The 20,485-nt window shown below is 59.6% G+C and carries 17 protein-coding genes and 2 pseudogenes; 3 read left to right on the forward strand and 16 right to left on the reverse strand.

The genetic code is table 11. The features are described 5' to 3' along the window. Positions 1-893: 893 nt before the first annotated feature. From SFLMC1_RS04230 to SFLMC1_RS04280, 11 genes are all read right to left on the reverse strand, one after another. Positions 894-1,211, reverse strand: coding sequence for a metal-dependent transcriptional regulator (locus tag SFLMC1_RS04230; RefSeq protein WP_222837920.1), 318 nt, complete (start codon positions 1,209-1,211; stop codon positions 894-896). A 270-nt stretch (positions 1,212-1,481) separates the two neighbouring features. After that, positions 1,482-2,930: an ABC transporter ATP-binding protein gene (locus SFLMC1_RS04235; protein ID WP_154063907.1), complete on the reverse strand. Its 1,449-nt coding sequence runs from the start codon at positions 2,928-2,930 to the stop codon at positions 1,482-1,484. Beyond that, a complete protein-coding gene (locus tag SFLMC1_RS04240) occupies positions 2,921-3,616 on the reverse strand; it encodes an energy-coupling factor transporter transmembrane component T family protein (RefSeq protein WP_152073785.1) in 696 nt (231 codons plus the stop codon). Before SFLMC1_RS04240 ends, SFLMC1_RS04235 begins: the two co-directional genes overlap by 10 nt. Further along, the gene (locus SFLMC1_RS04245; protein WP_152073784.1) at positions 3,616-4,197 is read right to left on the reverse strand and encodes an MptD family putative ECF transporter S component; all 582 of its coding nucleotides are present in this window, start codon (positions 4,195-4,197) and stop codon (positions 3,616-3,618) included. The genes SFLMC1_RS04240 and SFLMC1_RS04245 overlap by 1 nt, the downstream gene beginning before the upstream one ends. A gap of 24 nt (positions 4,198-4,221) precedes the next feature. Continuing rightward, a complete protein-coding gene (locus SFLMC1_RS04250; RefSeq protein WP_152073783.1) occupies positions 4,222-5,976 on the reverse strand; it encodes an ABC transporter ATP-binding protein in 1,755 nt (584 codons plus the stop codon). Next, positions 5,969-7,762, reverse strand: coding sequence for an ABC transporter ATP-binding protein (locus SFLMC1_RS04255; RefSeq protein WP_152073782.1), 1,794 nt, complete (start codon positions 7,760-7,762; stop codon positions 5,969-5,971). The genes SFLMC1_RS04250 and SFLMC1_RS04255 overlap by 8 nt, the downstream gene beginning before the upstream one ends. Before the next feature lie 72 nt (positions 7,763-7,834). After that, entirely contained in the window at positions 7,835-8,473 is a 639-nt protein-coding gene (locus tag SFLMC1_RS04260) for a TetR/AcrR family transcriptional regulator (protein ID WP_152073781.1), read from the reverse strand. 221 nt (positions 8,474-8,694) lie between these two features. After that, entirely contained in the window at positions 8,695-8,925 is a 231-nt protein-coding gene (locus SFLMC1_RS04265; RefSeq protein WP_152073780.1) for a helix-turn-helix domain-containing protein, read from the reverse strand. A 194-nt stretch (positions 8,926-9,119) separates the two neighbouring features. After that, positions 9,120-9,554, reverse strand: coding sequence for a metal-dependent transcriptional regulator (locus SFLMC1_RS04270; protein ID WP_261981424.1), 435 nt, complete (start codon positions 9,552-9,554; stop codon positions 9,120-9,122). Positions 9,555-9,569: 15 nt separating this feature from the next. Beyond that, positions 9,570-11,501, reverse strand: coding sequence for a ferrous iron transporter B (locus tag SFLMC1_RS04275; RefSeq protein ID WP_152073778.1), 1,932 nt, complete (start codon positions 11,499-11,501; stop codon positions 9,570-9,572). Continuing rightward, positions 11,498-11,722: a ferrous iron transport protein A gene (locus SFLMC1_RS04280; protein WP_152073777.1), complete on the reverse strand. Its 225-nt coding sequence runs from the start codon at positions 11,720-11,722 to the stop codon at positions 11,498-11,500. Before SFLMC1_RS04280 ends, SFLMC1_RS04275 begins: the two co-directional genes overlap by 4 nt. Positions 11,723-11,911: 189 nt before the next feature. On the opposite strand from SFLMC1_RS04280, the gene SFLMC1_RS04285 reads away from it, so the two are divergent. After that, entirely contained in the window at positions 11,912-12,925 is a 1,014-nt protein-coding gene (locus tag SFLMC1_RS04285) for a helix-turn-helix domain-containing protein (protein WP_152073776.1), read from the forward strand. An 89-nt stretch (positions 12,926-13,014) separates the two neighbouring features. On the opposite strand, the pseudogene SFLMC1_RS04290 reads toward SFLMC1_RS04285, so the two are convergent. From SFLMC1_RS04290 to SFLMC1_RS04310, 5 genes and pseudogenes are all read right to left on the reverse strand, one after another. Continuing rightward, positions 13,015-13,692, reverse strand: a pseudogene (locus SFLMC1_RS04290) (ABC transporter ATP-binding protein); the annotation flags it as partial. 45 nt (positions 13,693-13,737) lie between these two features. After that, positions 13,738-14,790: an IS3 family transposase gene (locus SFLMC1_RS04295; RefSeq protein WP_152073775.1), complete on the reverse strand. Its 1,053-nt coding sequence runs from the start codon at positions 14,788-14,790 to the stop codon at positions 13,738-13,740. Then, positions 14,706-14,918, reverse strand: a pseudogene (locus tag SFLMC1_RS04300) (transposase); the annotation flags it as partial. The gene SFLMC1_RS04295 and the pseudogene SFLMC1_RS04300, both read right to left, overlap by 85 nt. A 181-nt stretch (positions 14,919-15,099) precedes the next feature. Next, positions 15,100-15,387, reverse strand: a complete 288-nt coding sequence (locus SFLMC1_RS04305; RefSeq protein WP_152073773.1) for a hypothetical protein — start codon at positions 15,385-15,387, stop codon at positions 15,100-15,102. Then, positions 15,387-17,741, reverse strand: a complete 2,355-nt coding sequence (locus SFLMC1_RS04310; protein WP_152073772.1) for a hypothetical protein — start codon at positions 17,739-17,741, stop codon at positions 15,387-15,389. Before SFLMC1_RS04310 ends, SFLMC1_RS04305 begins: the two co-directional genes overlap by 1 nt. Positions 17,742-17,998: 257 nt before the next feature. Here SFLMC1_RS04310 and SFLMC1_RS04315 point away from each other — a divergent pair, with 257 nt between their 5' ends. After that, the gene (locus tag SFLMC1_RS04315; protein WP_152073771.1) at positions 17,999-19,480 is read left to right on the forward strand and encodes an RNA-binding domain-containing protein; all 1,482 of its coding nucleotides are present in this window, start codon (positions 17,999-18,001) and stop codon (positions 19,478-19,480) included. 327 nt (positions 19,481-19,807) lie between these two features. Then, entirely contained in the window at positions 19,808-20,443 is a 636-nt protein-coding gene (locus tag SFLMC1_RS04320) for a GyrI-like domain-containing protein (RefSeq protein WP_152073770.1), read from the forward strand. The last annotated feature ends 42 nt before the right edge of the window (positions 20,444-20,485 follow it).

Below are 20,485 nucleotides of genomic sequence, written 5' to 3' on the forward strand. Positions count from 1 at the left end.
CATCGTGAGCGCGAGGGACTTTTTCCTCTAGGGCCATGAAATTCATCGCGAAGCAATCAGGTCAAGTCGGGAACAATGTCTGACATCGTGTGGCGATAGCATCGTGCGCGCGATGTCAGTTTTGGCTTCAAGATGGGTAAAACCGCACGGCGCACTGGCTGCCACGTCGGTCACGGATGAACTCATGAGATAGCCACCTGGCACGATTCCTCTTTGCGATCAATAGTTGAAACTTATGACCTGCGGTTTTGCGAACGGCTTGAAAGCCACCCGCGTTAATTCACTTACGATTACAGCTGGCGGCTTGCAAGCTAAAGGGCGGCTGAGTTTCAAAACGGGCATTTTCGGCGCCATCGAGCCTCCAAAGGCGGCCAATCGCGGCCTTTGGGACAAAAACAAAAACTCAACGTCCTGAGTTTGAAAAAAGTGTTTGAAGTTATCCCAGCTTTTGTCTCCGGGGCCAAAGAAACGCGACATGATGTCACCTGGCGGCGCTCGGCTCGAGAGGTCACCGAAAACTGGGTGCAACTGGAATGACGGGACGACAGAGCCAAAGCCAAAGCCATCGAGTGGGAATAGTAATAGAGCATTTGTTCGTGTTTTTCATACGGTTTCTAGCGGTTCCGATGGCGACCGATGACGACATTTCAGAACGTCCGCACCTGCAAACCGCATGATTCCGAAATCAGATAGAAACTCACAAGGCTCCTCGAAAGAATCGAGGAGCCTTCTCGTTTCCGCAGATAGACACATGGTCGGTTGAAACTGAGCCAGTCGCACAGTCTGGCCTGAAAGCCGCCCTCCGTTTACCCGCCATCGCCCTCGTCTCGTCGGCTTCCGAGATAAGCCGCGAAACGTCTGCAGGAGTCCTCTGACAGGCAGTGCTCCATGTGTCAGGCCTCCGCCGAGGCGGTCTCGACGAGCAGCCGCTCGAAGAAGCGGTGGCGCTCGAGCGTTGCCGACGCGACACGCTCGCCCTCCTCGGTGAGGCGGACGTCGTGGCCGGACATCTGGACGAGGCCGGTCGCGGCGAGGTTCGAGAGCGCCTTCGTCACGCTCGGCTTGGAGCGTCCGAGGCGCTCGGCGATGTTGACGTTGCGGTACGACCCGCGCAGGCGGCGGATCACGAGGATGGCCTCGTGGTAGTCTTCTGAAGACTTGGTTGGCGTCCTGCTCCGTGGGTAGCAGCTCGCATCGGTATCACCTCTCACTCCAAATCACCCTCTCACTTGGCAAGTCTCTGCTGGCAACATAGCTTCGCGAACAATCCGACACATGAGCCGACTCCGCATTGGCAAAGATGACGCGAGCTGCCGATTGACGATAGTGCCCCCTTTACCGAAAATGTTTCTGAATCTCTTCCAGACTGGAGGAGAGTTTCTCGAAAGAATCCATGGAGATACAGCGCTCCGTGTGGCACGCCTCCTCCATTCTCCGGAAAGAACTATGAAATCGAACCTCGCTGCGTCAAATGAAAACAGCTAACGATTGCATCCGATAAACCTAAGGACGGTTTCGCCGGATCCGCGCGCCCGCAGATCGACCATTTCGCAGCCATCTCGCCCCACCATCAGAGCCGAAGTGCAGACCTTGAACAAAAACTCAAGGTCATGAGTGATGACAGCTACGGGACGACCCTCGGCAAGCTCCTCGATGAGTTCGGCAATCCTCACCATGTGCATGAAGTCGAGGCCCGATGTCGGCTCATCCAGAACGACGATCTCCTTGCTACTCAGAAAGGCGCAAGCCAGCGCCAAACGCTGCTTCTGGCCTCCTGATAGGTTTTGCGGATGCTCGGTCCTCTTGTCCCATAGGTCGATGGCCTTGACGATGCGCGCCACCTCATCGAGACGGTCGTCGTCGATGTTTTTCTGGTCGGTCAGGATTTCGTTTTCCACCGTGTCGAAGAACAACTGGTAATCGACGTCTTGCATCATGTAGTGCGATCGGCGAAGCCTCTGTCGAGGTCGAACTCCCCACGAGAAGGCCTGTCGACCGCCCGCGAGGCCGCACATCGCCCGGGCGAGCGTGCTCTTGCCGACTCCGTTCACCCCAAGAACGCCCATCACCTCTCCTTCTCGTAAAGAAAGCGTCAAAGGCCCGATTAGGCCCTGCCCTCCTGCGGAGACCGACACACCCTTCATTGAAGCGACCTCCGCCCCGAGTTGGCGATAGTTTTCCGGATTTAAGCCGCGCAAATCAAGTGCACGAAGCCCATAGCGCGCGCAATCCTCAGCACGAAGCCGACCCGCTGCGAACGCATCGACGATTGGCCCGCCCGCCATGACGTAAAGCCTGTCGTAGAGATCCGCCAGAAAGTAAAGCCTGTGCTCGGCGATGACAACGGTCTTGCCGAGAGCCTTCAAATCGGCGAGGATTCGGCGAAAGTCCTCAATCCCTTCGTGGTCGAGGCTGGCGGACGGCTCGTCGAGGAGAATCACCTGGGTGTCGTAGACGAGCGTCGAGGCTATGGCGACGCGCTGCTTCTCGCCTCCCGAGAGGCCGATGAGGTCCTTGCCCGCCAGATATGCGATCTTCATGCTCTCGAAAGCCGACTCGACCCTTCTGATCAGCTCCTCGCGAGGCATGCCCAGATTCTCGCCGACGAGGGCCACCTCGTCGGCCGCCTTACGGGTGAAGAACTGGTCGGTCGGGTTCTGGAACACATTGCCAATCGTACGGGCAAGCTCGCCGGAGGAAAACTCTCTCAGACTTTTCCCGAGAAGCTCGACCCGCCCGTCAAGCTCGCCTTCGTACTGATCGGGAATCAGACCGTTCATAACCCGCATGAGAGTGGTCTTCCCGCATCCGGAGTTGCCAGTGAGCACGACGAGCTCGCCGCGCTCCACTGAAAACCGCACGTTCTTCAACGCCGCGAGATCTTCTCCCTTGTACGAGAAAGACCGAATGTCGATGTCAATCACACCCATACCGCGACCCCCAAAAGAGCGACTCCGGCGCCCAAGGCGGCACCGTCAAGCAGACCGAAAGAGAGACTTCGGTAACTCGTCTTTTCGCAATCCGCTTCGATTCCTTTCGAAATCACGGAGGAGACGAGCGTCTCGCTCACGTGCAGGCACTTGTACACCAGGGGCACGAAGTAGAGCTCGAAGGCATGCACAGGACGAAGCGGGCTCGGGCGCATCCCGCGAACCCGCATCCCGCGCTTTATCTCCTTCACGCGTCCGCCCATCTCGTCGAGGAAGCGCAACCCTATGACTGCGCCGACCGCGGCTCTGTTCGGAACGTGCAGCTTGCGCATGCCCGCCAGAAGCTTCGAGGAGCTCGTCATCATGAGGGCGCAACCGATGTTGACGACGGGGAAGACCCTCACCACCAAAACCGCTACGCCCAGGAAGATGCTCGTGACATAGCCGATGTCGACATGCAGAATCAGCTGCACGACCCCGCACGCCACCGCAAAGAGCGCAAGTTGCCTCAAGAAGGACGCCGGCGAGACGTCCAAAAGGACGAGAAACGACAGCGCTAGCACGAGGACAAATACCAGCTGATTGGCGAGAAACGCCTGGATGAGCGCCAGAAGCGTCAGCGCGAAGAGCGTCAGCGGGTGCAGACGCCCCTCGCGTGCGCCGTCGAGCAGACCCGTTTGCCCCATCAACCCAGCCTGCTTTCCTTCGTGCCCTTTTCGAAGAACTTGTCGTTGATGAACACTCCGAAACGCCCGGCCAGAAGCTCGGTCACAATATTGATCAGCACGCAGGCGACCATCATATCGACCGTGTACATCGCCACCATCTGCTGCGCCTGTTCAAGCGAGATGCTCTCGACGAAAGTCGCCAGACCATCGGATCCCAGAACGAGCACGAACACGATCATATGCATCGAGTAGATGAACATCGATGCCGAAAACGACAGCCACACCCTCTTCTTGCTTCCGTAGTCGCCGGCGATGATCTCTGCGAGGATGCCCGCGATCAGGCACAGAGGCGTCGCGACGGCGAAACCCATGAGCGCGTAGAGCACGCCGTAGATCAGCCAGAAGCAGAAGGCCGTCCCCCGTTTTTGCACCTTGCGCGCCATGATGACGTAGACAGGACCGACGAAGAAGGCCGCGAATCCCGCCGAGACGTACATGGAAAGCGCGCCGAACATACCGGTTATCATGCCGACGCCCATCCCGAGAGCAAACCCGATCACTCCCAGTACCGCTATTGTCGCGATGTCCTTCAGCTTCATGTGAGCCTCCTTTTGCTCTGTTTGCTAGGCCAATTGCCACTGGGAGCTCGCGTTGCGCTTGTCCCAGAAGTCTTTGTATTCTCCTTCGAGGGCGATCAGCTCGTCGTGCGTCCCTGTCTCCGCAACCTTGCCCGAGCTGTCCATGACCACGATCTTGTCCGCCATGCGCACGGTTTCGAGCTTGTGCGCGACCACGATGAGCGTGGAGCGCCGTTTGAGCGTCTCTATTGAGCGAACGACGTTCTTCTCGTTTTCCGCATCGAGAGCCGACGTCGCCTCGTCCAGAAGCACGATGGGGGCTTGCTTGAGAAGCGCTCGAGCAATGGAAACGCGCTGCCGCTCGCCGCCGGAAAGCGAGCGACCTCCTTCGCCGCATAGCGTCTCCCAGCCCTCAGGAAGGCGCTCGACGACCTCCGTCACCCCGGCAAGGTCAGCGACCGCGCGAAGCTGCTCCTCCGAAGCATCCGGGTTCGCCATAAGGACGTTGTTTCTCAGCGTGTCGTTAAAGAGATAGACGTCCTGGAAAACGAAAGACACCCGAGCGAAAAGATCCTCTGTCGTCATATCGCGGACGTCTACGCCGCCGATCCTGACCGCTCCATCGTCTACGTCGTAAAAACGCGCGATTAGCTTGAGCATAGTTGTCTTGCCGCAACCAGACGGGCCCACAATGGCGACCATGCTGCCTTCCGGAACGTCGAGGTCGACTCCACGAAGGATTGGCTTCTCCTTCATGTAAGAAAAGCGAACCTCTCCCATTCGGACGCTTGCGTCGGTCGGGCGGGCTCTCGACTCGCCTACAACCGGCAGCTCGGCTGCTTCGACGACCTCGTCCATGCCGTCGAGCATTGCCCGACGGTCTTCCATTCCGAATAGGGCTGAGGCAATCTCGTTGAGGAGCGTGGTGAACCTTAATGCGACGCCGATCATTACCACCGTTTCAAGCGCCCCGATGCTTCCGCTTGCACCCAAGTAGCTCACCGCGATGATCATGCTCACAACGAGCATCTGCACGCTTGCTCCGGAAAGAATTTCGCCGAGGGCACTCCACCACAGGCCGCGGACTGACCGCTTTCTACCTTCTACGAAACTGCTCTCGAGCTCCTCATAGTCGGCGCCCGCACGGCAGGCGCGCAGGGCTCCCTGGCATCGTGCGAACTCGACTATCCTCGCAGCGATGACCTGCTCGGCAGAATCCTCCAACCCGTTCCCTTTTCCGACGCATGCCTGCGAAACGCGCAGAAGAAGGAAAAGGATTGGGATGGAAAGCGTCAGCATGATTCCAATTTGCCAGCTCCAAAGCCACACGGCAGCACAGAATACGATTGTGGTGGCAGCGTTTTTTATAAGCTGGCCAACATAAAGAGCAGCGGCCTGTCCGGTCGAGATCATTTCCTGCGTAACCATGCGCGAAAGCCTTCCGGCACTATCCGCCTTAAACCAGCCAAGCGGCAAACGCGACACCTTGTTCCCGATGACCACCTGCATATTGCGCATGAAGCCTAACCCTGCTGCATAGCTGAGCTTGGTACCGAAGAACGAGGCTGTCGAGCCGACGACTGTCACCGCCGCAAGCGCGACTGCCCAGCCCCAAAACGTCAAGCCCCATTGGGGTTCGCTGGACTGGAGAGCCATGGTCGCCGGCATCATGATGGCGAGACCGATGCCGCACATCACGCCGGAAAGGGCGTAGAGCGAAGTTCCCAGACGGTGCTGGCGCTTATCGCTCTCGTCCATATAACGACGAAGTCTCGGTAAGAAGCGTTTGGAATTACTCATCTGCATCGCCCTCTTCTTCACTGCCGCAGAGGCCTCCCTGCTTGAGAAGCGCCTGGTAATGCTCGTTGTCCTGAATCTCCGCATGCGTTCCAAGGGCAACAATCTTGCCTTCTTCCAACACGGCAATTTGATCGGCACCTAGAACAGCGTTGAGCCGGTGGGCGATGGCCAGAACGGTTCGGCCCTCGACCAAGGCGCTTAGCGCTTTCTGGATCTCGAGCTCCGAATCTGGGTCGGCAAAAGCGGTGGCCTCATCCATGATGAGGATCGGCGTATCGGCTAAAAGGGCACGCGCTATACTCACGCGCTGACTCTCACCGCCGGAGAGCGAGCAGTCGGTTCCCAAAACGCTGTCGTATCCCTTGGGCAGCGACATGATGAAATCGTCGATCTGCGCCGTACGGGCAGCCTCCCGAATCTCCTCCAGGGAAGCCTCAGGCTTGGCTAAAGAAATGTTCCTTCCGATGGAGGCGTTGATTAGCATCGGGTCCTGGAGCACGAACGAAACCATGTTATAGAGGTCGCGGGAGGAGATGTCCCTCAGATCGACACCGCCGAGACGGATGGAGCCGCTTTCCGGGTCGTCGAAGCGTGCGATGAGCGTGGCTAGGGTCGATTTTCCCGAGCCTGACGGGCCGATGAGCGCCGTCGTGGTACCGGGATTAAGGACAAGACTGACACCGCGCAAGGCCTGGGTATCGCCGTAGGAGTACGATACGTCGTTCACCTCAACGACGACCCCGTCGGGCTTCTTTGGGGTTTCCGACTCGGGAATCGACGGCGTGTCCAGAATCTCGCACAGCCTGACTGCGGCAGCGCCGGCCATCTGGTACGACCACGTGCTGTTGGCGACAGCGCTGATGGCGGTCGGCAGCACGATGGCTATCAGCGCGCACGCGAGAACCTGGGGGAGGCTGGCCAGCCCTGCCCCCATGACGATCGCCCCGCCGCAGAGGTTGATCAGCAGAAGTAAGGGGGAGGAGATGAGCTCGCCGGCAATCGAGCAAAGTCCAATGAGCGGGGCGCACCAGCCCCAGTACGACTGGGAGAATGCCGATGCGGCGTCCGCGTAATTCCGATGTGCCTCTCCTGTTTTCCCGAATGCTTTGACCACCTTGATGCCGGACACGAGCTCGACCATCGTCGAGGAGACTTGTGCAAGATGACCATTCATCTCGGCAGTTTTCGGTCCCATATCCTTCATGGAGAGCGCCTGCAGCAGGAAATAGAAGGGGATTGTGGCGATGCCGATGAGCGCCAAGCGCCAATTGATCCAGAACATGAAAGCCAGAAGAACCATCGGCTGCAAAACGCCGTTAAGACGGTCGACCGGTCCGTGTGCGATGACGGTGTGGACCGTCTTCGTGTCATCCTGCACAGCGCTTCTGACCTTGCCGGATTCCGTGGCGCTGAACCAAGCAAGAGGCGCGCGGCCCAGCCGCTCAACGATACCCTTGCGAATGACGTAGCGCAGTTTCATGTCGGCAAAATGCGTGATGATGAGCGCAAGAGCGCGAAAGAACAGCTGCGAGAGAAATGCCATAACGAGAAGGAGCGCAATTTCGTGCACTTTGGACGCATCGGCCTGCGCGAGTGGGCCTTCCTCTGCAAGGAATAGGTCCCCCAGCCATACCAAAGCCAAATACGGGGCAAAGGATAAAAGCGCCGAGAGCACCGTGAACGCCTGCGCCAGTATGACACGTCCCTTGACGGGACCAGACAGGCGCCTAATTGCCTTTCGACCCGCTTCGTCCCGTTGCCGGTCTTGTTCGTTTGTCTCTGCCATGGGCAACACCTCAATTATGAATCTCCGTTAATAATGACTTAGTTATCTTTGACGGCAAAAAAAGAAAAGCTGTCAGGGAGTGCGATACTTCTCCCAACCGGAATTGAAGAACGTTGAAATAACTTCGGTTGTCGCCTGGAGTTCCTCGACGTTCTTCGCGTGAACGATGTTTTCGGAAAGGGCAATGTAGAACGCGTGATTGACGATATGGAGAGACTCTTTTGAAATAACGGTTTGAGCTCTCTCCGCGCCGTGGATCAACTCAAGCGCACGGAGGGTCGTTCTGTCCTCCTCGTCGACAAGCCAATCCAGGAAATGCTCGTAAGGAGTGCCGTAGGAACGGAACACAAGGAGCTCGTAGATGTCACGATGGGAGTACAGCATCGTCGTGGTCGCGAGTGTCCCCTCCGCTTTGGTCTCGAGCGCGAAGCGCACCTGCTCCGGGGTCACAGGCCTCCCTTCGTCGTATCCGGCGAAGCCTCGCTCCTCACCCTGAGCGTAAGCTTCGCGAATCATGCTTGCCAGTGGCTCGACCAGCTCGGTGAAGAGCGCTTCTTTGTCCTCGAAGTGCTTGTAGAATGCTCCAGTGGTCACACCTGCTGCTTTGCATATTCTGCGTAGGTTCGCCTTCTCGAACCCCTCTTCCAAAAACGCCGCAAGACCGCTTTTCAAGATGCGCTCGTGCGTCTCCTGGTAGTTGCCATTGCTCACTGCGATCACCTCCCTTCAAAAGTAACTAAGACATCTTTCATTCTGGGGGATTGTGCCACCAAAGTTAGTCAATGTCAACTCTTACGCTCATGATATCTCGGTAGAAGCGGCCTTGGCTTGATAGGCGGAGGAGCCTCGATGAACCGCCTAGTTAATTTGGGCGGGAACTATCCCTACTCGAATCGAAGTGGGGCGTCCTGAAAGGTTCTGTCTGACTTCAATCACGTCGCGTGCCGTTTGCTCCACTCGAGCAGCTCGTCCCTGAACGCGAAGCGGCCCCTCTTCCTACCCATCATCCTTTTCAGCGGCAGGGGGTCGTCCTCGAGGAGGCTCCATTCGTAGACCGCGTTCCTGCTCACGCGCAGGAGTATCGCTATCTCTGCTACCGAGTAGGTGTCCTGGATTGGCACAGGGATCTTGACGTACGGGCATCCCGCTGATTCGACTGCCATGCGTCTGCTCCTTCCGGAGCGGCAGACGCTGCATCTTAGCGTCGCGGTATTCGGCGGCGATGGCGCGAGGCCCGTTGCCATCGCCGCCGCTCGATGCTCCTCCCTCGCTCGCTCGGCGAGGGCTGTCAAGAGGGCGGGGCCGAGGCTCGCGCTTATGCTAAGGTCTCCAGCCCGATTCGCAAGCCACCCGCTGTTTATCTGCTGTCGCCCTCATTCCGCCGGTTCCCAAGATATGCCGCGAGACGCTGGAAGGAATCCTCCGACAGGCAGTGCTCCATTCGGCACGCCTCCCTGGCCGCCAGGCGCGCATCGACGCCGGCGTCGCAGAGCAGCCGCTTGAAGAACTCGTGCTTGTCGAGGGTCGCGCGGGCGACGCACAGCCCCTTCTGCGTGAGCCGCACGTCGCGGCCGACCACCTTCACGAGCGATTGGGCGGAAAGCCTCGCCAGCGCCTTGGTGACGCTCGGTTTGGTGACGCCCATGCGCTCCGCGATGTCGACGTTGCGGCATCGCCCGCTTTCCTGCCGGATGACGAGGATCACCTCGAGATAGTCCTCGGAGGATTCGGTCGCACTGCCGTTTTCGCGCCTCATTGCATCAGCACCGCCCTTTTTCGGCTTGGTTTTCAAGCCGAAAAGATTCTGCTAGAAAAATAAGGCGCTCACGTGGTAGACCGCGCATCCGAGCAGAAGCGAGGATGCTATGTAGAATACCGCCGTTATGACGGTCCATTTCGTCGAGTGAACCTCAGCCCAGGTGGCAGAGACGCTTGCCGCACACGGCATATTGAACGTGAACGCGAAGATGAAAGCGAGGGCCTCGGGAGCGGAAATCACCTGAGCCATGACCTCGCCGATGTTGGACGCCGCGGCCGCGCCGCCCGTCATCACGCCGACGAGGACGGCGTTCGGCGTCGCCGCGCCCGTAAAAAGACCCGAGAGCACGCCGAGGGCGGATTCCTTGAGGACGAGCGCGCAGAGCCACGCCGTGAACGTCTGCCACCCCATGCCGAACAGCCTCGTCACCGGCTCGATAGCGGTGCCCAGCGCGTAGAGCGCAGACCCTTCAACGCCGCCGGTCGAAGTGTAGGTGAGCGCCCAGATGACGAACGCGAAGATGGCGACCACGCGAATGGCACGAACGAACATCTGGCGGCTCTTGAGCAAGGCGCCGCGCACGACGCCCTTCAGATGGGGGCGGTGGTAGGGCGGAAGCTCCATAACCAAGCCCGAGCGCTCTCCATCCGCCACCAGGCGCGGCCCGAACACCTTGCCGACGATGCCCATGATGACAAGCATCATGGCGAATATCCCCACGATCACGAGCGGCGCGCCAACTACGCCGAAGAACGCGACGGCCAGCACCGGCACCACGCCCCACGTGGAGCCGCACGGGATGGCCCAAGCCATCATGACGGTGAGCATGCGCTGTCCCCACGAGTCGATGACGCGCGAGCCCGACACGCCGCCCATCGTGCAGCCCAGGCACATAAGAAACGGCATGAGCGACTTCCCCTGCAGCCCGAAGCGCGCCATGGTGTGGTCGAATACGTAGCCGATGCGCGCCATGTAGCCCGCCTCCTCGTAGAGGCCGAACACAAGGTTGATGCCGAATACGTAGCCCACCATCATCGTGCCGAAGCACAAGCTGTTGAACACCACGCCCGCGAGGAAACTGCCCACAACGTCAGGCGCGCCCACTTGCGCGAGCGCCCCGGCAGCGACCTGCCCGAGCGAGGAGATGGCGCCGCCGAGCATCATGATGGGTATGGCGGGAACGAACGCGAGAAGGAACCCCGCGAGAATCATAGCGACGGTGATGGGCTTGGACCAGCGAGAGCCCGTGGCGAGCCGGTCGAAACGCGACAGCGCGTGCGCTTTCTCGGGAGCGGACACCGCCCCGTCGAGGAGCCATTCGATCCAGGCGAACCGCGCCTTCCCCGCACCCTGCGCCGTCGCCGGAACGGACGCCAGCTCCCGACGCAGGCGGCCGTCGTCAATGGATGGGCGCTCGCGCGCCGTCCGCTCGATGGCGCAAAGCAGATTCCCGTACCCTTCCGGACGTGACGCCACGAGCGGCACGACGGGAATCCCGAGCCGCTGCTCGATAAGCGCCGAATCGATGCGCTTGCCTTGGCCCTCCGCAACATCCATGAGATTCAAAGCAAGGAGAGAGGGCTGCTCCGGGTGCGCGGCAGCGAACTCGGCGAGCATGTAGAGGCTGCGCTCGAGCTGGGAGGCGTCGGCCATCACGACCACAACGTCCGCATCGCCGGACTCGAGGTAGTCACGCGTCACCTCCTCCTCGGGCGAGTTGGCGGAAAGGCCGTAGGCTCCGGGGAGGTCGACCACACGGCACTGCGTATCGCCAATCCTGAACGACCCCTCTTTCCTCTCGACAGTCTTGCCCGGCCAGTTGCCCACATGCTGCTTTGCACCCGTAAGGCCGTTGAACAGGGTAGACTTCCCGGAATTTGGCTGGCCGAGAAGAGCAACCGCAACACCGGCGCCCTGCCCTCCCGACGTTCTTGTCCCCTTGGCCGCAGGGCAAGCGGCCGCGCACATCTCGCAGCTCACGAGACCACCTCCACATCGATCAGCTCACAGTCCCCCCTGTCGATCGCCACGGCGCTGTCGCGGACGTATACCAGCACGGGACGCTTTCGGACGTTCTGGAGAACTTCTATGCGGCACCCTTCGGTGAGCCCGACCGAGGTGATCCGCGAGACGAACCGCGCACCCCCCGACACTGCCAAAACGCGCGCAGCCGCTCCCTCTTTCACATCATGCAGTTTCATCGATCAGCTCCTTTCCAAGGCGGACGTCGTGCCCGCACCTGGAGAAAGCTTAGGGTTGAAGAAGAAACCTCCTCAACTCCATGCTTTGCAGACAGCTCCATATCTCAGCGATGTTAGCTATAATTAACTATCAGAGGTAGAAGCGTCGTTGCCCACGGCAAAGACGCATGTCGGAAGGAGGGCGGTACCGTGGGCGGCGCATGCTCCGATAAAGAGACCGGCGGACAACCCCTGAAGGCGAGGGTCGCCCCGGGAGTCGAACTGTTCCAGGATGCCGAAGGCTTCTTCGAACTGCGGATTTCGAGCCCTATCGGAAGCGGCTCCATGCGGGGTCGCGCTCTGTCGAGCGGTTTGTTCGCCGCCCTCGTCGACTTTACCTGCACGAGGTGCCCAAACATCCCTTCCAACCCGCCCCTCCAGCTGCCCTCGTTCTCCAACGGGGTGTGGCTGACGGTAAACCTGTGCTGGGAGGGCCGTTGCGAAGTCGACATCCCCGACGGCGGACTGGGAGTAGTTGCCGCCGGGGATCTGTGCGCAAGCTATTCCCGAAAGCGGCCGGCAGAGTTCAGGTACCCGTCGGGGCGCTACCGCGGCGTCGAGCTGTTCGTGAACGAGCGAGTTGCCGAGGAGCCGGCGTTCTCCCTGCTCGGCAAAGGCGAGAACGCCGTCCAACGCATCGCTCGCGAAGCGGGGCCGGCAGCCGTCATCGCGAACGACACCGAGCTTAACGGACGCATGGAGCACCTGGCAGCGCTTCTCGACGCGAACGACGACGCGCTGGCGAAATACGAGATCCTCGGGCTGCTGCTCGGCCTCCAACGGCGCGACCTCTCTACGGCAAAGCCCCGCTTCCTGCTCACGCGCGCGCAGATGGGGATGGCAGCAGCCGCGCGCGACGAGATGGAGCGTGCGCTCGGCGCACGTCACGACGCCCGAACCATGGCCGCCGCCTTCGGCGTAAGCGCAGCGTCGCTCAACGAGTACTTCGCCCGCGCATATGGCAGCACGATCGCGGCCTACCTCCGACGACGCCGAATGGAAGAAGCCGCAACGCAGCTCACACAAGGCGCGAAGGTGACGGAAGCAGCAGCGTTCGTGGGCTACGCGAACCCGAGCAAGTTCGCCGCGGCGTTCAAGAAAGCCTACGGGGTGCCGCCGAGAGAGTGGAGGCGCGAGAGCGGGGTAAGGCCCGGCGGCGTGTAACCGCATCGGCCCTGGAGCCGGCGGCCCTTCCCCGCCCAGCGCGAACGCACGACCCTTTCTGAATCAGAGCCCGAAAGACTCGTAGGGCATCACTGCGCACCTTCAGCTTCCATTCGCCCGTTCGCACCCCAGCTGCTGCTCTGCAGCTGAAGATCCCAAAGACGCCGGTAGAGGCCGTTGGCTGAGACGAGGTCGTCGTGGGCACCCTCCTCGACGACGAGCCCGTCGTCGAGGACGACGATCTTGTCCGCATGAGCGATGGTCCTCAGGCGATGGGCGATGACGATCACCGTTTTGCCTGCGCAGAGGGCTCCGACCGCCTTCTGGATAAGCGTCTCGTTCTCCGGATCGAGCGAGGCTGTGGCCTCGTCGAGGAGCACCACGGGCGCGTCTTTCAGAAGGGCCCTCGCAATGGAGAGGCGCTGACGCTCCCCGCCCGAGAGAGAGGCGCCGTTCTCGCCCAGCATCGTGTCGAACCCCTGGGGAAGCCTCTCGATGAACTTCAGGCAGTGCGCCGTCCTTGCAGCCTCGGCCACCTCTTCGTCAGAAGCTCCCTCGCGACCGATCCGGATGTTGTTCGCGACCGTGTCGTCGAAAAGGATCACGTCCTGGAAGACTATGGAGACGTGCGCGAGCCACGATTCCTCGGAGAACCCGGCGATGTCCTTGCCCGAGCAGAGGATCCTGCCGCCGTCCGGCTCCCAGAATTTCGACGCCAGCTGGGCGCAGGTCGACTTGCCCGAGCCGCTCGGCCCGACGAGGGCGGTGACTTTTGACCTGTGTCAAGATTTCGGACACGGAATTGAGAGGAATCACGCTGCCATAGGCATCGCGTCGGGCTTGGGATCGGTCCGCTCGAAGAAGTCGGCCATGGCTTCGGCCGGCACCCTGTAGCCTATCGAGGAACGCGGCCTCCGCCTGCTGTAGTACGCCTCGATGAACTCGACGACTGCGTGCCCGGCCTCGGCCCCGGTGGCGAATCGCCTGCGGCAGTGCATCTCGTTCTTCAGCGTGGCGAAGAACGACTCGGCGACGGCGCTGTCGCGGCAGCTTCCCGTGCGGCTGCAGGGAAGCCGCACGTCGTTGGCGCGCGCCCATTCGGCCAGAAGCCTGCTGGCGTGCTGCGCGCCGCGGTCCGTGTGGAATATGGCGTTGCCCGCCGCGTATCCTCGCGATTTGGCGGATTCCGGCGCCGCCGCCGCGATGCCGGCGGTCATGCGGCCCGACAGCGACCACCCGACCACCATGCGCGTGTTCAGGTCGATCGCGGTCGCCAGGTGCAGCCGGCCCTCGCCGGCGCGCAGGTAGGTGATGTCGCCCACGAGCTTGTAGGTGGGGACCGGGCTCGTGAAGTCGCGGCGCGCCAGGTCGGGCCTGGGCTCGGCCTTGGGGTCGGGAATCGCGGTGCGCTTGCGCCGGTTTGGCGTGCGGCCGCGTATGCCCAGCCCGCGCATCAGCCTGCGCACCCGATACGGGGTCAATCCGGAGAACTCGGCGGGCAGGGAGCACTCCGCGAACCTCGCGCCGAACCTGCGGTCCGACTCCAGCCAGACGCGCCCCACGGCCTCGCGCTCGGCCGACCGGTCGTCTTCGGGGCAGCCGTTGGAGAGCCACGAGCAGAAGCCCGACCTGCTCACGCAAAGGATCCCCGCCATGGGCGTGATTGGGTATTCGGCCTTCTCCGCCAGCATCAGCCGGTAGCGCGCGGCTGCCCCTGCTCTCTGGCGAAGAGGGCCGCGGCTTTTTTCGGGAAGGCGCTCTCCATCTCGAGCTCGCGTATGCGCCTCCTGGCCTCGCGCAGCTCGCGGTCCTCGGCCTTGGGGTCGGGCCCGCCGGAAAGCTCGCGCCTGCGGTCCTGCACCCACTTGTTCACCGTCTTGGAATTCAGCCCGAGCTCGGCGCAGCACTCGGTGATGGGCCTGCCCGTCGAGATGATGCAGTCGGCCGTCTCGCGCCTGAACTCGTCGGTGTATTTCGCCGGCTGGCTTGCCATGGCTCGTCCTTTCGTCCGTTGCCCTGCATTCTAGGGGAAAATAGGTTCCTCTTGAACGCGTGTCCGAAAAGACGATACAGGTCAGTTGAGACGGGCTGAAACGAACGATGCCCGTACCTTTATCGGTACGGGCATCTTCCCAACACATCACCAAGTGATGTGTTGCGTATGCGAATGCGGCCTAAATGGGAATGTCTTCAGGTTCCAGATCGTCTGCTGCCAAGGTCTGCGCAGTATCCGCTTTACCCTTTGCAGTTGTCATGATTTTGTCAACCAGCTCATTCAGTCGCTGCTTCTGCGCATCGTTGTATGACTCTGCAACTTCTGCCGCTACTGTGGCTTCTGGATTATCGAACAGCAGCTTGACAAGTTTCACATAGTCAAAGTCTTCTTGAATTCCGCCGTCAATCGCCATTTTGGCGGTCGCACTTCCATTCTCAGCGCGCCCAAAAAGTAACTGCAGCTCCATTATCGACCTCCGAACCTTTTGAAGTTGTATTTCCTAAAGCGCTTCTGCACGGAAGGTTCGCCTCCGTCAGTGATCTCGACAATCCAATCGAGCGCTCGTTTGCCGTCAATGAAACCCTCAAGTCGTGCCGAGCGAATCACCAGCTTGCCGTCGATGTTTCGACACAGCACTACCGTCTGAGCGTCGGCAAGCATGGGTATTGTGGCATTATGGGTTACTACGATTGTCTGCCTAGTTGCCTTGCTGCCCTTAATCGCGGCGGCAAGGCCGTCGTTGATGTAGTCTGCGGCAAGGTTATCTTCCGGCTGGTCGATTATAAGCGGTGCCGTATTACCATCGAATCCGAGTATCAGATCAAGTAAAATTGCTGTTTTCCGCCCCTCGCTAAGCTCGTCCCAATTGGTACCGTTCTTGGTGGTTATGCTGAATGTTCGCTTTTTGCTCTTCTCCAGGTTGGATGCCACGGCCGCAGCCATGGAATTAAGCGAGCGAATGCTTTTATGGCGCTTATCGATTCCGGCTAAAGAAGCGGCTAGTTTTTCCGCTGTTATATCCTCGATGGCCTCGAACTTGTTTTCGTTTCTCAGAACATCGTTGATTGCACTCAGCAGCAAAGCTTCCGACATTTTAAACGAGTACACGACGCTGAGGTGATGACCGGCCAGCTCAGCTCGCCTAGGCACATCTTCGAATTCCTGTGCAAGCAACTTGGATTTTATACTACGGTAGTCGGCGAGTCCTGTGCGAAGTTCGACGATTTTTTTGAGAACTAATGCAAAGCTTTTCCGCTTGGTCAGGTCAGATTGCTTGGCGGCGCTCTCTTCGCTCGCATAGGTGCTCGAATGCTCCTTCAGCAAGAAAGCGATTAGTTGCTCGAAGTCGGTTAAATCTCTGCCTAGCCTGATTTTTGACCGAAGCGCATCCACCTCACCCTTAATCGACGGGAGAAGCGGGTTGCTGTCGAACATGGCCTCAAGATCGGCAAGCGCTTCGCTGGCCTTAGTCTCAACGGCAGGTTTCCATGCCATGGCCTGCTGCAGCTCTGCAGACGGTTCCATCGCCGCAATAGGATTGCTTGCGAATGAGTCTTCGGTAATCAAGTTGCACGGTGCGGCTAATCGACTAAGTGCCTCTTCTGCTTGCTGGACGGCTTCTGCGGCCGCAAACATCTTTGACACAAGATCTCGTACAGCACCGAAGTTCGCATCAAGTTCTTCCGAAGCATCTTGATCTTGTGGGAATACGTCTTTGAGAATCTGAATGCTGTCGATGGTCTCGTGATCCACGGATTTGTCGACGACTTTTCCGATGTAGCTCTGATTGATGTAGTAGGGTTTGCTCTGGTCGTTCCGGTCAAGCTGGATAGCGTTAATGTCGAACTTGTCGTAGAAGCCGTGCCGTTCGGATGGATCCAAGAAACCTATCTTGCGTGCGACTGCCTCGACTAGCAAAGTCTTTCCAGTTGAGGAGCCACCGATGATAACGTTCAGCCCAGGGGTGAGGTCAACATCAATGTCGATGTTGTCCCGAACAAGACGCATGTGTTCAATAGACGGGGTGGATTGGGTGAAGCTCTCCGGCGGTTCGTCTTCGTAGAAGAGCCTCGATCTTTCAGAAAGCGCCATGCGCAGTCCATCGAAACTGGGCTCTGCCAGCACCCAAGTTGGCGTAAACGGGTCAGCATCGTTGCTCTTTGGATCAGGGTATTTAGCTGGGTCGTAGTTGTCTGAACCGGTCAGGAGGTTAGTGAACTCTTCGATTCCAATGCGTTGGAAATAGTTCACGGTGCTTTCCACGTTAGCGCAGGAACGTGCAGTGAAGCCGTCGAACGTGTTGTAGTAGATGCTTCGCATCATGAGGTCATCGAATCGTTCGTCCTTGCCGATTGCGCGATCGAATGTCCCGTGGGCTTGTCCGCCATGGGGCAAGAACAAGAACTCATATTTCTGAAGCGAGTTAAGCACGTTGGGAAGAGTGGGGATAGCATCATTCCTATTCGGAAGCTTGTTTGGGTAAAGCTTATCGAGGAGTTCGTTGATGGCAGCGATATTCTCAGCAGTTGGCTCAGAGTTAAAATAGACGTGCGCATGATAGGGCTTCGGGCCATTTGCCTTAATGTGTAGCTCGACGCCAAGAATGAGGACGACGTCGTCGCCGGCTTTGCCTAAGACAGCCTCATACGCATCAGCGTTGATGACATTGTGGTCTGTAAGCGCGATGATCGCCTTGTGTCCCTTGGCGCAAGTGCGGACACGTGATAGGAGGGTGTCGGCATCGTAGTTAGCACCCTCACGCTTGTTGGCATCCGCGTAGGTGTGTATGTGCATGTCACAATAGAAGGGCTCAATCTTCAAGCGCGATCACTCCTTACTTCTCGTCATATGCAGATGGTTGCTGCCTATGCGGCATCGCCCTCATTATCATCTCGCTCATGCTGCGGCCGTTGAATCAGCATCTGCCTGATAATCCGCATGATTGCGTTGTACTTCTCTCTAACTACATATTATCGCTTTTAGGTGGCTTCAGGTGCTTCCGGACAATATTCTGGACATAATCTGGATAATACTGATAAAATGTCCAGAATAATGTCCGGAATAGAGCGGAGCACCACATGAGCGACGCGCTTGACAGATACATCCAAGCTGGCGAGGGCATAAGCGTCGAGTTCAAGCGCTGCGGCTCCCAGCCGGGCAAGGACACGTTCGAGACCATTTGCTCGTTCGCCAACCGACAGGGCGGTAGCGTGCTGCTCGGCGTGCGAGACGACGGCACTGTTGAGGGTGTGCCCGAGGCCTCTGTACTCTCCATCGAGCGGAACATATCCAACATCACGAGCAACCCGAACCTGTTCAACGTGTCGCCGCTGGTCGAGTTCGAAAGGCTGCGCGACTCTGAGGGCAGGCTCGTCATACGGGTCTGGGTGCCTATGGGGCCGTCCCTCTACATGTTCAAGGGGGTCGTGTACGACCGCGTGGCGGACGCTGACGTGCGCGTGAAAAGCGATGTCCAGATCACCTCGATGATGGCCCGCAAGCAGAGCTACTACTCGGAGCGGACCGTGTACCCCTGGGTGACCGAGGGCGATCTGGAGATGGGACTTCTCGACGCAGTGCGAGATGCGCTGCGCGCGAACGATGCCGACCATCCGTGGCTCTCCCTCTCTGACGGCGAGCTTCTCCGCGCCGCCCGTCTCTACGGGCGCGACCAGCTGACGGGGGAGCGGGGCTTCAACCTCGCCGCCGTCGCGTTGCTGGGGAAGGAGGATGCGATCCTCGACGTCATGCCGCTCTATCGGACCGACGCGGTACTCAGACGCGTCGAGGCCGATCGCTACGACGACCGGCTTGTCTGCAGGAGCAACCTCGTCAGAGCGTACGACGAGCTCGTCGGCTTCTGCGAGAAGTGGCTGCCGGACTCCTTCGTGCTCGATGGGGGGCAGCGCAAGAGCGCCCGCGACGTCATCGTCCGCGAGCTTGTGTGCAACTGCCTCATCCACCGGGAGTTCGTCAGCCCGCACATCGCCCGCATCGCTATCGATGGGGAGGGCATCCGCACGAGAAATGCGAGCCGCGCGCTCTTCGCCGGTCCCGTGACGCTCGAGAGTCTCGACCCTACTCCCAAGAACCCTATCATCGCAAACTTCTTCACGCAGATGGGCCGTTCCGAGGAGCTGGGGAGCGGGACGAGGAGCCTCTACAAGTTCTCGCGGCTCTACACGGGGAGGGACCCCGTTCTTGAGGACGGCGATCAGTTCACCGCGTTCGTACCGGTGCCGCCTGTCATGGCGAGCGCGGCAGGAAACGAGGGAGATCATGATGTTACGGCGAGCGTTGGGGAAAGCGGGGCTGTCGGAGGGCCCAAGGGGAACCGTACGCGTGCGGAGGTCGAAAACGTGGTCGATGACCTTCTCTCACGTTCCAGTTCGTTTGCCGCAACGGATGTCAGCGAGCGGGTTGCCGCGGTGAGCGGGAGGACGGTGAGGCGTTATCTTGCCGACATGGTGAAGGAGGGCAAGCTCGTTTCTGATCCGCGTGGTAGGTCGACGACCTATCGGGCTGGCAATTCGGCTGATGGTCTCAGCGGTGATTGTTGAGCTCAGCCTTATCAGAGGTGCTTATTCTCCTTATGGCATGCGGGTTCCCGTCGGGAAGCCCCCGACCGACAAATCGGCATTGAGTTCAATTTGAGTTCAACTCGGACACGCGAAATGCGGCTGATTTCGGTTAATGGGGAGACGACGATATACCACGTGGACGAGCGGCGATGAGAGTGCGCGATTTGATTACTGAGTGGGAATAGAACATATGTTTGATTCTATGCTATAATGTTTGCCAATGGGCTCGGCGTCTTCCGAAGCCGCGCCCATTGCTGTATTTGTTCGGATATCGACGGAAACCCAAGCTCAGGGAGGTTTGTTGCGATGGCATACGATTTCAAGAAGGAGTTCAGGGAGCTCTACAGGCCATCGGGCAAGCCGGGCGTCGTGACCGTTCCGCCTATGAGCTACGTTGCCGTGCGGGGCAAGGGCGATCCCAATGCCGAAGGCGGCGAGTACCAGAACGCGTTGCCGCTGCTCTACGGCGTCGCCTATGCCATCAAGATGTCGAAGAAGGGCCCGCGGGAAATCGAGGGCTATTTCGACTTCGTCGTGCCTCCGCTCGAGGGCTTCTGGTGGCAAGACCGCGCCGATGGCGAGATTGATTATGCGCGGAAGGACGACTTCAACTTCATCTCGTGCATCCGTCTGCCCGATTTCGTCACTCGCGAGGACTTCGACTGGGCCGTTTCGGAAGCTGCCGCCAAGAAGAAGCTGGACTTCTCGGCGGTCGAGCTGCTGAGGGTCGACGAGGGCCTTTGCGTTCAATGCATGCATACCGGGCCTTACGACGGCGAGCCGGCGACCGTAGACGCCATGCGCGCATTCGCGGCGGAACAGGGCTACGCCCCCGACTTCTCCGAAGCCCGCCTGCATCACGAGATCTACCTCTCCGACCCGCGCAAGTGCGCGCCGGAGAAGCTCAAGACCGTGATCCGCCATCCCATAAAGTCGATTTAGCGAAACGAGTGGCGCCGCTCGCTCCGGCTTTTGGGGTTTATC

Source organism: Collinsella aerofaciens (assembly GCF_901212495.1).
GTDB lineage: Bacteria > Actinomycetota > Coriobacteriia > Coriobacteriales > Coriobacteriaceae > Collinsella > Collinsella aerofaciens_H.

Excerpts from the sequence above, each read along its gene's own strand:
- SFLMC1_RS04235 (WP_154063907.1), bottom strand. The coding sequence starts at position 2,930 with ATGGGTGTGATTGACATCGACATTCGGTCTTTCTCGTACAAGGGAGAA.
- SFLMC1_RS04240 (WP_152073785.1), bottom strand. The coding sequence starts at position 3,616 with ATGGGGCAAACGGGTCTGCTCGACGGCGCACGCGAGGGGCGTCTGCAC.
- SFLMC1_RS04245 (WP_152073784.1), bottom strand. The coding sequence starts at position 4,197 with ATGAAGCTGAAGGACATCGCGACAATAGCGGTACTGGGAGTGATCGGG.
- SFLMC1_RS04250 (WP_152073783.1), bottom strand. The coding sequence starts at position 5,976 with ATGAGTAATTCCAAACGCTTCTTACCGAGACTTCGTCGTTATATGGAC.
- SFLMC1_RS04255 (WP_152073782.1), bottom strand. The coding sequence starts at position 7,762 with ATGGCAGAGACAAACGAACAAGACCGGCAACGGGACGAAGCGGGTCGA.
- SFLMC1_RS04265 (WP_152073780.1), bottom strand. The coding sequence starts at position 8,925 with ATGGCAGTCGAATCAGCGGGATGCCCGTACGTCAAGATCCCTGTGCCA.
- SFLMC1_RS04280 (WP_152073777.1), bottom strand. The coding sequence starts at position 11,722 with ATGAAACTGCATGATGTGAAAGAGGGAGCGGCTGCGCGCGTTTTGGCA.
- SFLMC1_RS04305 (WP_152073773.1), bottom strand. The coding sequence starts at position 15,387 with ATGGAGCTGCAGTTACTTTTTGGGCGCGCTGAGAATGGAAGTGCGACC.
- SFLMC1_RS04315 (WP_152073771.1), top strand. The coding sequence starts at position 17,999 with ATGAGCGACGCGCTTGACAGATACATCCAAGCTGGCGAGGGCATAAGC.
- SFLMC1_RS04320 (WP_152073770.1), top strand. The coding sequence starts at position 19,808 with ATGGCATACGATTTCAAGAAGGAGTTCAGGGAGCTCTACAGGCCATCG.